8 protein-coding genes are annotated in these 13,967 nt (G+C 44.3%); 2 read left to right on the plus strand and 6 right to left on the minus strand.

Features of this window, described 5'->3' with window-relative positions:
- Positions 1-11: 11 nt before the first annotated feature.
- Genes CPIN_RS15835 through CPIN_RS15845 form a run of 3 tightly spaced genes read right to left on the minus strand, consistent with a single transcriptional unit; the run spans position 12 to position 5,866 of the window.
- Positions 12-3,251 carry a hypothetical protein gene (locus CPIN_RS15835; RefSeq protein WP_012790829.1) on the minus strand — a complete coding sequence of 1,080 codons (3,240 nt, stop codon included), beginning with the start codon at positions 3,249-3,251 and terminating at the stop codon, positions 12-14.
- A gap of 40 nt (positions 3,252-3,291) precedes the next feature.
- Entirely contained in the window at positions 3,292-4,422 is a 1,131-nt protein-coding gene (locus CPIN_RS36695) for a hypothetical protein (RefSeq protein ID WP_012790830.1), read from the minus strand.
- Between the two features lie 40 nt (positions 4,423-4,462).
- Entirely contained in the window at positions 4,463-5,866 is a 1,404-nt protein-coding gene (locus CPIN_RS15845) for a hypothetical protein (protein ID WP_012790831.1), read from the minus strand.
- 423 nt (positions 5,867-6,289) lie between these two features.
- Here CPIN_RS15845 and CPIN_RS15850 point away from each other — a divergent pair, with 423 nt between their 5' ends.
- Positions 6,290-6,610, plus strand: coding sequence for a hypothetical protein (locus tag CPIN_RS15850; protein ID WP_012790832.1), 321 nt, complete (start codon positions 6,290-6,292; stop codon positions 6,608-6,610).
- A 282-nt stretch (positions 6,611-6,892) separates the two neighbouring features.
- Positions 6,893-8,290 carry a hypothetical protein gene (locus CPIN_RS15855; RefSeq protein WP_044218854.1) on the plus strand — a complete coding sequence of 466 codons (1,398 nt, stop codon included), beginning with the start codon at positions 6,893-6,895 and terminating at the stop codon, positions 8,288-8,290.
- A 175-nt stretch (positions 8,291-8,465) separates the two neighbouring features.
- Here the strand turns inward: CPIN_RS15855 and CPIN_RS15860 are convergent, their stop codons facing one another.
- The 3 genes from CPIN_RS15860 to CPIN_RS15870 all read right to left on the minus strand — a co-directional run bounded on the left by CPIN_RS15860 (position 8,466) and on the right by CPIN_RS15870 (position 13,900).
- Positions 8,466-9,866: a HEPN domain-containing protein gene (locus tag CPIN_RS15860; RefSeq protein ID WP_012790834.1), complete on the minus strand. Its 1,401-nt coding sequence runs from the start codon at positions 9,864-9,866 to the stop codon at positions 8,466-8,468.
- Between the two features lie 181 nt (positions 9,867-10,047).
- Complete coding sequence (locus CPIN_RS15865; RefSeq protein ID WP_012790835.1) at positions 10,048-11,895, minus strand: UvrD-helicase domain-containing protein; 1,848 nt, start codon at positions 11,893-11,895, stop codon at positions 10,048-10,050.
- Entirely contained in the window at positions 11,876-13,900 is a 2,025-nt protein-coding gene (locus CPIN_RS15870; RefSeq protein WP_012790836.1) for an ATP-dependent nuclease, read from the minus strand. The genes CPIN_RS15865 and CPIN_RS15870 overlap by 20 nt, the downstream gene beginning before the upstream one ends.
- Positions 13,901-13,967 lie beyond the last annotated feature (67 nt).

Raw genomic sequence — 13,967 nt, forward strand, 5'->3', positions numbered from 1 at the left:
ATTTACAGGGGTTACTTCTTATAATTATAATCGACTGTTTTAACGATATGCTCAAACTCCCTTACCGTCTTCAACCGGCTCATAGCATCATACTCGTAAAACATCAGGTTACCTGCTTCATCCGCCTTAGCCGCCACAGCGCCAAAGGGCGTATAAGCGCAGGTCACCATCCTGCCCGCCGACGGATACAATCGCAGTTCATCGATCCATCCCGCGCCCGTGAGCGTAGCGCCTGTAACACCCTGTATTCTATGCTCATAATACGTCCAGCTACCATACGACTTACCCTTTACCGGATACCCGCTTACTGTGCCGGCAATAGAATAGGGTACCGTATTCTTCGTCCAGTAAGACACCGTATAGGTTTTAGAACTCACGAGCGCGGGGAATGTAATGCCACCGCCAGAGAGGTTATACGCCTTCTTACCCGTTGGGGCCGAGGCGTCCACCGTAGTGGCACCCGAAAAGCTAAAATTCCCTTTAACAGGCGTTTCAAAAGAAGTATACGCCACCTCAGAAGGCGCCGCATTCTGCACCACTGCTACCAGGCTTTCATCGCTATAATCAAACATAAATACAGTCGGAGGATCTGTTTTAGGCGCATGCTGCGCTACCTTTCCGGTAGCACTATACACCGGGAAGCTCTCCACATTCTTATACCGGCTGTCAAACTGAATACTGCCTGCGGCAATAGAAGAAGGCGTAAAATTCACCACCGGAGAATCCAGCGCCAGGCGCTTAATTACATCCGGCACCAGATCCTTACCGTTATTCACGCTCTTATAAAGGTTCAGCACACTGCCATAACACTTTCTGGCGGTGCTGCCTTTCGTAATTTTATACTCTGTAACCTCAATTGGGAAAGACTGCATGTTCCTGCTCAGCATACCATCCAGCACACCGTTGCCGGTGGTGCTGCCGGTAGTTACATAATCCGCCGGAAACTTAAACGCCACCAGGGAAGAATCGCCATTACTATTCAGCGTGGTGGTTCTGTTAGGCTTCAGATGCCTTACATTATCATACTCATACTTTGTAACCGTAGTAAAAAAGCGAGAAGGATCATTGTCATCATACTCGCGCGTAACCACACTCGTTACTGCGTTATCTCCTGAATTGATCGCATACCAGCTATGCTGTATATACATTTCATCCGAAGGGTTCGTAGCACTGCTGGGGAGGATCACCCCTCCATTCAATTCGCCCTCATTTACCGAATTACGAATAGCCACCAATCCGGCGAACTGGTACAGCGTATCCGAAAACGCCTGATAATTATACTGCTGCGAACTCTTAAGCACATAAGCGCTACCCGTTCTCCGGTACACCTCCTTGCTGGCCAATTGCCCGCGTCGATAGAAATAGCTATTGCGGAACGGCTTCGCATACGAAGCAGTAGACGTGACATCGGTTTGATCCGTATACCGCATCACCGTTTTACCTCCCAATCCCAGGCTATCCCTATACTCCGTCACCGTGCTATAAATAACCGGCGCTGCATCCCAGGGCACCAGGTCCACGTTCGGTGAAGCGCCTACGGTACGGCGTCGCTTTGTCAACATCAACATGATGCCGCCCGAAAACGAATGCCAGTAATTATGCGTTTGCGCTGTAACAAAATTAAAATCCTGCAACACAAAGTTCTTCTTACCCGCGCCATTCTCTCCCTCACCATACTTATAAAACCGCGTCAGGCGCGTGTTCCCCAGCGGGTCATAGCCTTTAATATTCTTAATGCGCAAGCCTCCGGCCAGTATAATACTATCATCCTCCAGATACCGGTTCTGCTCATACTCATATTCATTATACCCGCCAGTAGGCAGATATAATCGTTTCAACACACAAGCCTGGCTTTTCACCGAATCAGGATCACGACCATTCGCTATATCGCTGCCTATGGTGATCGGGCTTCCTGTGCCGCCTACACCGGTGATATAATTCAGGGTCATTCTTGGTATCAGCGTACTATTATTCTTACCATTAAAATAGCCCAACAGATCCCTCGCCTTCGAATCCCTGCGGGGCAGGCCCTGGTTGTCGTACTGCATCTTATACATCTTCACTACTACACTATTCGCGTCCAGAAACCTTACAGAATCCAGCCGCAGTCTACGTGTTAACGTATCGGTGCCCGTCATAAAATAACTCAGGTAACCCTCCACTGTTTCCGTTAGCTCATACGCGCCCGTAGCATAATTAAGCGCATACACCTTCATGCTCTTAAAGGGCTTAGAAGGCCAGGTGCTTCCAAAATCCTTACGTCCCTGCGCGGCTTCTTCAAATACCAGCCGCCTGTTTTTATAAGCAATCGTATCAATCAGGTATTCCAGGGTAGAAGACGAATACGAAGAAGCATTCAGGAACACCTGCGAATTGTTTGGATAGATACTGCCAGACGGCACATCATTATCCGGCGATACCAGCGTTCTGCTATCGTCGATACCCCATACCTCATTCACATCCTGAATGGCAATACTGCTCTGGGCATGGTATTTAAAAAACACCGTATCCCTGCTATTGGCAGAGATCACCTTTTCCAGCTTCCAGGCCGATGTCGCCATCGACTCAACGCCACCATTATTGGAGGTAGTCACCTCCCGGTAATTCTCGCCAAAAATATATCGTACGCCTGCCGGAGTAGTCACTGTGAAAAACAGCTTACCCGATACCGGGTCAAACGACTTATCCACCGCAACAGCACTTCTTGGTATTGTCACCGGCTTATACCCATTATTCCAGGGCATTACAAACTTCACTGCCGCACCCGGTACATTCACCGAAAAAACATCCGGCTGCGCATCCACCTCGCCGGTAGCCACCTGGTTCAAATAATACAGGTCGGCATCCACCAGCTTATTAATAGCCGTGCGTACTGTATCTCTCATATAGCCAGTGCTTGCCTCATCGGCCCTGCCGCCCATGATCGATCTGGTGAGACTACCGCCCACGCTCAACGACCATCCGGCGCCCAAATACCCTGGCACTTCCGTTACCTTAATACCTGCACCATGATAACCGAATGCAATAGGAATTTCACCATCGTCCATTTTAATAGTATGCAGCGGAATACCTACCTCCGCCAATCCCTTCGAAAAATCCACCTCATACTCCGTAAACTTATCCAGCGAAGCCTCGTTCGGTCCCGCAGAAAAACTTTTAGGTATAACCGCCGGATTAGGAGAATTACTCTGTGCAAAACAGGCCACTACCGGCGCTACCAGCAGCGCAAGCGATAAAGAAAACCACTTCATAACAAACATTTGCAGTGATAAATAAGAAACCCTCCATTAATTAATTACAAGCTGACTTCTTCACCAGCTCCTTCAATGTCTCCAGTTCCTTCTGCTGCTGTATGATATAAAGGGTAAGCTCCTCCACCTGTTTTGTAAGTGCCTTCGCCGTAGCGGCCAGATCCACTCCATTCTCCTCCACCTCCTTTGCCGAAGCAAAGCCCGGTAAATGCTTCTCCCGTTCCAGGTACGCTTCCAGCTCCTTCAGCGTAGGTAGCTTATAGTGAGGGGCAAACACATAATCGGGCCAGCTTGCCTGTAGTTTCACCACTACTTTTTCAGCGATCATATTACCACCTACGGCCAGCTTATACCCCTTAGTGTCTCTCACGCCAATGCCCACGTTCCCGTTCACCGCGTTCTGCGCGCCTGCCAGCACCACCGTACCATCCGGCATTACCAGAAAAGGCGCTATAAAGGTTCCATTCTTTCTAAGGGCATAGAGTTCCAGCGTAGGGGCGGTGGTATTGCCAGAAAACAAACCATCCTTGCGTAAGGATAAATTATACAGCATCGGCGCCGTAGTGCCCAGCGAAGTGGTGGTTTTTACCCCTAACATCATATTCGCATACGACACGGCATCGCCATCGCTTTCAATGCGCGTAGAAGCGCTATCTACCTTACCATTCGGCAGATACACCGTACCGCTAAAGCGGTTCACATAGGCCACCTGGGTAACGGCCGAAGCGGAGGAGATCAGGTTAGAATCCACGGCGGTCCACCCCGCGAGGTTCGATGCATTCTCGCCAGCCAGGCCGCCTGCATCTACATGCACATTAAATCGTTGGAAATAACTTTTGCTGTCAATAAAAATGGACACCTTGCCATTTTCATTCGCCAGCTTCATAGGTGGGGTATAGGCACCGGCGCTGCTGAGGCACTGATGAATAAAGGTATTGTCCCACACATAATACACCAGTGTAAGATCAATGGGTTCAGACGAGCCATAGGAATAGCCCTGGAAGTGAATGCTGGGCATTTGAGAGCCATTGACAAAAGGGAAATTGGTTTTAATTTTTACCCCATAAACAGGGGTGCCGGTCGCTTTATAGTTAACAACATCGGTATAAAGCTGTGCCTTCAGGGTAAGGGATACCAGCAGCACCATGCAACATGCTACAATACGTTTCATAAAAATTGGTTTAGGAAAAGGTTGATTTGCTTTATTAGAACTATTTAGATTTTGTATAAATAAACCGGAACTGCCAGGGGCTTTGCCGGGGCGCTTGCGTGTGAGCTATAACATCATACAACACCTGCAAGCCCCCCTTCCACTTGCCTTTGATGGTATGTTTCAGCTCAGCGCCCACCAGCGCCGAAGGCTGCCACTTCTGAAAAGAGGTTAACTCACCCACCTGCCGAATATGCGACAGATAATTCGCCTCACCGCCAGCCACCGCAAAGAAGGAGGCCTTCACCTTCATCTCAAAAAAGCTGCGGAGGCCCAGGCCCTGATGCGATAATTTAATATGATCCAGGTCGGACCCCATGCCCAGTGCATACGATAGTCCAACCCCTGCGGAAGTCTTCTCATTAAACTTATACGCCAACTGCAACGCCATGTTGGTAGTCGTAGGCAGGAAGGTAGAATTACGTTTAAACTGAAGATTACCGCCCCATTCCAGCCGGTCTGCCAGCTTTTTCGTCTTCATGTTATTGGGTTTAAAATCCGGCATTTCACCTGCGTTATTCAACGACGGAAACCGCTTCTTCAATTCGTCAAACTTCTGCGAAGCCTTGTCCATCGCCTCGCTTACCGCCTGTTTCGCCTGTGGGCTCGTACCCACTTTTTCCTGTATGGTAGCCTCCACTACCGAACGCGTTTGCAAGCCCTCCACACTGCGTTTGCCATCCGTTAGCTTCAGGTTAAACAACCCGGCCAGTTGTGAATGCTTCGCCAGAAAATCCTTATAAGCAGGCACTTTATTCAACAGCTCCATGGCCTTCGCCTCCGCCTTCTTTTTATCCTTAAACGCTTCCTTATACTCCTGTAGCTGCTTTGTATAATAATACGTATCCTTATTCAGGTGCTTCAGGCTGCCGGCCAATTGTGTATACTTCGCCAACTCCGTGTTCAGTAACTGTTTTCTTTCAGTAAGAAAATCCTGCACCGAGCCGGCCTGGCCTAACCTATCTTCCAGTCCGTTCATTTTTTCCAGCGCCTCGTTCACGGCCTTATTGTCTTTCAGTGCTGCCAGCTTACTATCGTTTAAAAAGTTCAGTGTAGTCTTTAATGAATCCATGTAAGGAGAAGCAAAACCCAGTTCAGACAAAGGCTTAGCGACCTTACTTCGAAGGCGCTCTTTCAGCTGTTGCAGGCTATCGAGCGATGATTTAAAAAGGCTTTCCGCAGCAGCGGGGTTTACCCTGCTGTACTGCTTATGCAGCTTTTCTTCCAGCTTAATTTGAGCTGTAATTGCCTTCTCTGTACAGCGGTTAACCTGCTGCTGTAAACGATCGGTTTTGGCCTTTACTTCTTTAAGATAGCCAGCGGGTAACGCGACAAGGCTATCCTGCCGGGCATAGAGGGTAAGGGTTAGGGCAAGCAACAGCCCTAAACAGTAAAACTGCTTCATCTGCAAACTGCATTTTACTCGTTATGGAAACGATGGTTACGGGGAAAAGCGGGGAAACGATAAGGTTGAGGGGATGCTACATCATAGCTGTTCGTGGATTTTAATAGAGAGTATGTGAATCGATTTTTGCCGGGATAAAGATAGAAAGCTGATTTTTTATAAAGCGTTAATCCCTTGTTAACGGTCATAAAATTTGGCTGCAACCACGTATAACGCGAAGAAGGAAAAAATGTACCACGGTAGTTGAGTACTTTTTTATAAAAAGGGAGACTGGTAAAATATCGCCTCACAAGAAGGGCTATTGACTAACCAACCTGACCATTCGTTTTGAAGAAGATTATTTATTTATCCGGATACGAGAACACCGGAAAATCAGACTGTGTACGACTCATTTACCAACAGATTACAGGAACCCGGCCGCTAATGCGCGGCCACCGGCCAGCAGAGATCATTAAAGAGATCAAGTACAAAGGCACTCCCATTTACTTAATCAGCGTAGGAGTGGGGCTTACAGAGCGTTTACGGATAGCGCTCGATTATTCTATTTCTAAAAGATATGATATTGTACTATGCACCTGCAGGCCTACGGGTAAAGTAAAAAAGTATATAGAAACGCTAGGAAAAGAATACGGGTACGAGCTGGATATTATTCATACCCGCCCGGTGCCGTGGAAGCATGTTGCGGAGGAGAATAAGAGAGTAGTGGATGAGGTATTTAAGAAGATGGATGAAGTGATCAAGTAGCTAACGCTGCTCATTTCTATGCCTAAATGTTAACTGTTTTTTGGTAAGTCAATACTAATTCGGTAATTTAGGTTAGCGGGTGGCAAAGGACCTAACCTGCATTCGATTTGAGAACAATTATGCATCGTGTCATCCCATGGATTGGAGCTAATATGCATCACCCAAAGGGAATGAAGCTATCATAGGACCGTTTTTGATATTTCGTATCAAAACCTTGATACCTGCGAAAGCAGCGGATGCAAAGTTTCGGCCCATTTGTGTTAGACACGGTGGGTTTTTTTTATGGTACTGTTTCTTCAATACACATTCACCGACTTGCGTAGCTTTACGGAGGAGCAACAAAGTATGTTGCTTTCAAAACCGGTATGGCCACTACCTGAACCGTTTACCGAATTTTACAGAGGCGCCGGGACAATTATTCAAAGACGCAAGATGGGGATGAATAACTGGATCGGTGAAGACCGTATTTGTGAAATAAAGCGGTCTATCCGGTTTTCCTCTTTAGATGATGATAATATTAAGATTAAGAATGTCGGGAAACATTTCTATGCTTCCCAGGGGCGAGTGCTTTCGAAATACGAATTCGTATTTACCGTAACGGATGTTTATGACGATCCTCTGAGTTTGAACGAGGTGTTCTCCTCGCTCATGTCATTAGAGGTCAGGATTAAGGACACGCACCTGGCGAGCGTTCCCATAAACAAATTGCAAGAACAACTTAAGCAGCATTACATTCGGAATACCACGCGTAAAGATAAAATAGCGGGGGTGGATCCTGAGACGGTACTAGCCTGTGTGCCGCAACTATATGTGTACCTCGATGCAGGAGAGCGGGTAAAAGAAAAAGGGATTAGGTTTAATCGAGTGGAGGGTGCAAAACCTGCTTTCCCCTTCAGTTTAAGAGGAAGCTGGTACCAGGTGTTCAACACTACTTTCCGGGTTTGGTTACATGAAAGAAAGACAGTTTCCGGATTAATTGACCTCAACAGAGCGCTGCGCATTTCCATATTAAGATTGCATTCAGAATACTCGTGCATTAGCAAGGTTTTGGAAGCCATTTATAAGGAAGTATTACATGTTACACCTTTTTCGGACGAGTCGCAAAGGCTGCAACGGTATCTTTATAATGCCTATGATATTATTTCAAAAGACAACAAATATTTAGACCAGGAGCTTTCAGTTAACAATTTTTTGAGTTATTTTCAGGAGAAATTCGACGAGCTACGTCCTGGCGAATCGGCAATATTAAAGAAGCAAATTGAAAGCAGTAATTTCCGACCTCATACAAAACAGCAAGTTTTTACTATCATTGACAAATTAAACGTTATGACCACAAACAATATCAGCCATTCCCAGGGCTTTACCACGGGTAATAATTCCAATGTACAAGGCACCTTCAATCAAATCAACAATAATGTGCCTGCAGATCTTGACTATGAAGCACTAAGTGCTGAATTATCAAAGCTAAAAGACGAGCTCCATTTAACTGCTAAAACTCCAGAAGAATTTACTGCACTTGCCACTGTTGCTAATGCAGAAGCGGAAGCGAGAAACAAAAATGGCAATAAGGTAGTAGAGTATTTAAAACAGGGCGGCAAATGGGTTATTGATACCGCAAATAAGATAGGTGTTGGTGTAGTAGCAAAACTAATTGCAGATAATATACATGGACTGGGTTAGCCGGCGATGAGTGGCCCCTCCAGTGCGGTGGTTCGATTAATCCCTGCAAAAAAGTCATTTCTAGTAAAATTTCAACAAGGTGATAAGGACGAAGAAGGCCAAGTAATTACTTATTATAATACCACAATGCCCCGCTGGAAGAGCGGGGCATTGTTAATAGGGTAGTGCTTTAATTCTAACCTTCCAACAACAAACGGTCAACCTCCTCTGCATTTAAATATTCGGGATGCTCTATCATTATCCCAAGTACCTCCCTCAAGTAGTCATTAGCCAATGAGATTGCCGGAATGGGATCTGCCTCATTATGCAATTTGATTTCTCTTTTTGAATCGGCCTTACCTGTACCATGTACCACCGCTGAACGATAGCTATAGATTTTTTTAATAGCCTGAAAAACGTGCATTACATTATGCTTCTTATTATAAACGCTAAGAAGCTTTGCCGTTCTCATAGCTAATTTATGCGTTAATTCACCCTTATCATTGTCGCTTAGAAGCGTTTCCAGTGCAATAATTATGTCGAGAATCGTATCCTCTTCGTTATCTCTTAGGTAAGAAGATCGTAGCCTTTTATTCGCGAATTGTATTTTATTTTTATCGCTAGTAAGCAGGTTCTCATAAATAGACGCTATGCGTTGAGTTTCGGCGGACGTTATTACGGGAACAGATGAATCATTCCAGGAGTGGTCATCAAAAACGTTAGGATACTTTCTAACGGTTAAACCACTCAACGGTGGTAGATCCATTGAGTAAAAATCGGCCCACCCCTTTGGGTAAATCAATATCTGAGCAAAACCTGAATTATAATTCGTAGCAATTTTGATAGCGTTAAAAAACAGCTCAAACTGTGCTATTGGAAACGCTTTTTCATTACTAAGGCTGGTATCAGCGTACTTTTTTTCTTTTTTGATATGCCAGTTTTTAAACACCAGCTCATGAGTAGCGCCTGCAATTACACTATCGCGCATAAGAGAAGAAGTGCTTCTAACGTTAAACCTGGCCCGTTGATAATCATCCCCGATTCTTCTTATCAACATACCATCATTTATAACATGTTCCGATTCCTCAAACTGCAAAAACAATATTGGTATGGCAATATCAAACTCCAGGTTTTCTGTGTAAGTATAGTGCTCAAATTCCATATAAATGGATTGGAACAAGGTTTCATCTTGCTGCTTACTTTTATTTAAAAGATAATATCTTTCCAGAATATCTTCAATAACCTGTATCGCCATCCAGTCGAAACGTTTTCTATCCAAACCTTCCTTATTCGTTGGGTAGATAGTTTCCCTATATTCTTTATGATTCAGGAGGTATGCTTCCAGTTCTTTGTAAGACTGAAATTCTTTTATCTCAATATCAGCTTTACCTCCCCAACCCCTAAACAAATCAGTAATATTATAGGGGGCATTATGGCTATAATTACTTAAGTATGGCATCCCGTTATCTCTATATTTGAGTGACGGATACTTGTCGTATCTGTTTTTGATCCATTTCTTCTCCAATGCCGGATCTAAAAGCGGGTATATATCAAATACAAAGTCTCGGAATAAGGTATATAATGTTTCGTCTTTCATTGGGCGCTAATTTATATTTTTATAGTAGTTGCTTAGTCTCCCACAATAACAAAATTTCAATGCTTGTGCGAACTCTTTTTGCGCAGAGTAAACTTTTTTTATAAAACTTCAGATAACCAACAGATAACCAATACAACAAGCGCCTCATTTTCTGAGTGAGGCGCTTAAAACTGAGAAAAGGTCAGTTTTTTTCAACAATCTCCACCACCCCTGATTTTTCCAGTTCTTCCACAATCTGCCTGATAGTGTGCATCGACTGTTCCCGTGGTCCAAACTTGCTGGGTCTTACTTCGCTGAATGTGAAAACAACTCTCTCCTTCGCCCTCGAAAGCGCCACAAAGAAAGTACACTTATCCTCATCCGGCTGCTTTTCGTAAGACCAGAAAGCGCCATCTTCCAAACCGATAAATACAACGGTATGGTATTCAAGACCTTTGCTTTTATGAATAGTCATTACAGGAATGGTATCCTTGCCAATTAACATGTCTAATGCATCTACTATATCATTCGTTACATCGTAGCAGTGGAGCAGTTCCTTTTCCAGATCGTCTATTGCTTTGTTCAGCACTCCTATATTCTTATAATGAGTAAAATGAGCGCGAATGCGATCCTTGCCAGCGAAATCGACAATTGCAGCGATCATCGTTTCAATTTCGTCTCCACCAAAGAACTGATTCGGATAATCCTTACGAAGGGTTTTAACAAACTTGGTAAAGGCAAACTCCAGTTTAAGCAACTGCTGGTCTTCCAGCTCCGTATGAATATTGCTCAGAAAATCGAATGCATCCTTTTTCGCATTGGTATTTTGAGGATCATAGATGAGGTATAATACATTAATGATGAAGACAGATACCTCCTGGGTAAGCATATCCTGGTACTTGTTTTCATCTCTTGCCTTAATTCCGTTTCTGTTAAAATACTCTATGAGATTTCCTGCATACATGGTTAATTGCTGCTTAACAAGAATGCAGATGTCTCTCGCATTAATGCCCTCCGTCGTAATCCACTCTTTTACTTCCCTGAAAAGAATCTGCGTTTCTTTCTCAGCGTTCTCAAACAACCAGATTGAGCACTCGCCCTGATCCGGCTGCCATTTGTCCGATGGAGTAGCAAAATCTGTTTTCTCGAGCAAGTGTTCAGTCAGATGGTTCAACAAGGTAACCAGGCGGGGAGCGCAACGGAAATTTGTGCTCAGTGCCACACGAGCGGCACCGGTGTCGTCCATGAAATCTTCAAACACCGTATTCTGGGCGCCGGCCCATATCATAATCCGTTGCTTATCATCTCCTACAGCCGTAAAATGGGATCCACTACCCAGGAAGCATGTTTTAAACAGATCATATTGTATGTCCGTCGTATCCTGAAACTCGTCTAAAAAAACATAATGATATGTTTGCTGTAAGTATTTTTTAATCTTTGGATTGGTTTTAATAATAAGCTCCGCCAATCGCATTATCATTTTGAAAGATAATTGAGAAGGAGAGGAGCTGAGCATTTCCTTCCAGATCTTATTTCTTATTCTTTCCGCTTTAGTCCTGGCCGAATGAGGCAAGGTGGCAGCATGCAGCTTCAATACTACCTCCGGATCTGTGCTGTTCAGATAATTCTCATCCTCGAAACGATAGTTATCAAGTATTTTCCGGTCGCTTAACTCCACATCATAATCATCGCTTATCTTATATCCTTCTGGCAGGGCCTGCTTAAATCTGTCCAGTATTTGTTTTGCAAAGGAGTCAAACGTTAAAGACTCAAATCTTTTTGAAAGATCATCTCCGCAACGATCGCGCACTCTTTCTTTCAAATTATGCGCAGCATCTCTTTTAAAGCTGATGGCCAAGATCTTGTAAGGAAAGCGGCAGGTATTCGTTTGCAAAAGAAAACAAGCCTTTTGCGCCAACAATTCTGTTTTGCCAGCTCCCGGCCCTGCCACAACCAGCTTGTTATTAGACCGCCTTGCGATATTCATCGCCGTACGTTCAAGCGTCATATCGTCCGCCGGTTGCCAATCTTCAGGCTTTACTCTTTTCATTCTTTGAAGTTGGTTTTAAGATGGAAGAAATAGCATTAAAAACATCATTAAATACAGGGGGCAGATCTTTAATAATCTCCTCATCGGTCATATTCGATAGCACCTCAATATGTGTAGATGGCTTTCCTCTTCCAAGGAAATGATAGTTATACCAAATCATCAGTTCTTTCTCCGCCTGTGAATACGTAAAGCCAGTGGCCTTTTCCGATTTTAAGGTAGCTTTTACGGCACCTTCAGTTTTGTCTTTAAATCCCTGCTCATTTTTCTCTTTATCCGGTATTTCGGGACCACCTCCCTTAGGTATGGCTTTTTTATAAGCATCAGTATAATGGGTAAGCATTAAAAAATCCAGATCTAAAGGGACTGAATAGAAGATGTTATACTCTTTAAGCGAATTAACCCAGTCGTTCAGTTTCTTGATATCATCTTTATCCTTTATTGACCATGTGTGCATTTTCCTAAAGTCTTCATCCGGCAGAACTGACCCATCTTTTAATTCAAGCAGGTCCTTCTTTTCAACATTTACTTCAAGTAACTGTTCTATCGCATATTTAACTCGTCCCCATCCACCACCTTCTCTCTCCCTATCCAGGTCGAGAAGCGTAATATGCGGAATTTTCAACGCATCCAACAATTTCCAGATGTGATTAACAAAACGGTGTCCCAGCGGCGCAAACGTGATTATGTTGTCATCAAAATCAACATTCATCACCTCCATCAGCCGGTTAAATATTACAGCCTCGCTATCACCTTCACCGATAACCACCAGGCGGGCAAAATAAATTTCCGGATAATTATGCACCGCTTCCTTCACATATTTATATGCCTCACTTTTCTTTACCGGAAGTTTTATTTTATTTACTTCCGTTTCATAGTTTTCTGTGATCCGGAAGTGCAAAATACTTTCCGGGTCCAGCCGTTTTATAATCGCAGGTGTATGTGATGACAATACAACCTGTGAGTTCTCCTTCTCTGCAATGGTTTTAAGTATTTTAATTACCCTTCCCAGCAGTTGCGGAGCAATATGATTTTCGGGTTCTTCGATAGCCAGGATCGTAAGCAGCGGTCTGTTGACGCCGATCGACTCTTCATCCTCAGTGTCAGCCATCTTTTCTTCCACATCCAGGAGGGAACATACCAGGGTGAGATAAAACATGGAACGATAACCCTCACCCAATTCATCTATACCAAACGATTTATGCGTGCCTGTAGGATTAAAAGATACTTCCAGCCGTTTGAGTACCGTTTCAAAATCACTTCCGCTAAATCCGATCTGCGTATCTCTGTACCGTTCATCCTTATGAAACTGCTGCCAAAAGCCTGTAATGGACGTTTGTACGGTGGCGAACTCTGGTAAGCCTTTAAACGCTTCGTTTATCTCTTCTATCTTCGCATCAAACTCCTCTTTAAAATCATCCTTCCAGTTTATTTTTCTCAATACCCGGTAGAGGATAGTGCCAGATGCATATTTCAGCTGTTCGGCTGGTCTTCTGATGGCGGGAACATACAGAATTTGAATCAGGCTCCTGAAATGATTAGGGAAAGGTTGTTTGCTATCAGGTTGTTCGGTCGAGCCTTCCGGCACTTTAATGAAATAGTTTTTAATCTCAATTTCTCCCTGAGGCGTCATGTCCGATTTTTTCCAGGTAGCTTCCAGTCTGATACGGATATACAAATCCATATCCATATCGTCTACCACCATATTGGAAAAGAAGTGCGGCACGGCTTCCTGTTCCTCCTCCGTAAAATCAATTCTTACTTCGATAGAAAGCTCCCTTTCTGTTATTTCGTCGCTATTTTCATCCTTGCCAATATGGAAATCTTCTCTGTAGATCTCCCTTTCTGCCAATGAAGAGCCGAATAGCCGCTTCAGTGCTTCAAGCGCGCTGGTTTTGCCAGCACTGTTTAGCCCAATAAAGGCAGCGAGATTTTTGCGCAGCGTGATCCTGGTTTCCTGCGGGCCAAAGGATTTAAATCCTTTGATTGTTAATGTGGATATTTTCATGTATTGGATTTTAAATTGTTTCAGGTCTGTACACAGAAACAGGAAGGCCGAAGCCTTCCTGCAGGTT

Origin of the sequence: Chitinophaga pinensis DSM 2588 (assembly GCF_000024005.1) — a bacterium.
Lineage (GTDB): Bacteria > Bacteroidota > Bacteroidia > Chitinophagales > Chitinophagaceae > Chitinophaga > Chitinophaga pinensis.

Coding starts and splice junctions, on each gene's coding strand:
- CPIN_RS15835 (WP_012790829.1), bottom strand. CDS start 3,251: ATGAAGTGGTTTTCTTTATCGCTTGCGCTGCTGGTAGCGCCGGTAGTG.
- CPIN_RS15870 (WP_012790836.1), bottom strand. CDS start 13,900: ATGAAAATATCCACATTAACAATCAAAGGATTTAAATCCTTTGGCCCG.
- CPIN_RS15850 (WP_012790832.1), top strand. CDS start 6,290: ATGCGCGGCCACCGGCCAGCAGAGATCATTAAAGAGATCAAGTACAAA.
- CPIN_RS36695 (WP_012790830.1), bottom strand. CDS start 4,422: ATGAAACGTATTGTAGCATGTTGCATGGTGCTGCTGGTATCCCTTACC.
- CPIN_RS15845 (WP_012790831.1), bottom strand. CDS start 5,866: ATGAAGCAGTTTTACTGTTTAGGGCTGTTGCTTGCCCTAACCCTTACC.
- CPIN_RS15865 (WP_012790835.1), bottom strand. CDS start 11,895: ATGAAAAGAGTAAAGCCTGAAGATTGGCAACCGGCGGACGATATGACG.
- CPIN_RS15855 (WP_044218854.1), top strand. CDS start 6,893: ATGGTACTGTTTCTTCAATACACATTCACCGACTTGCGTAGCTTTACG.
- CPIN_RS15860 (WP_012790834.1), bottom strand. CDS start 9,866: ATGAAAGACGAAACATTATATACCTTATTCCGAGACTTTGTATTTGAT.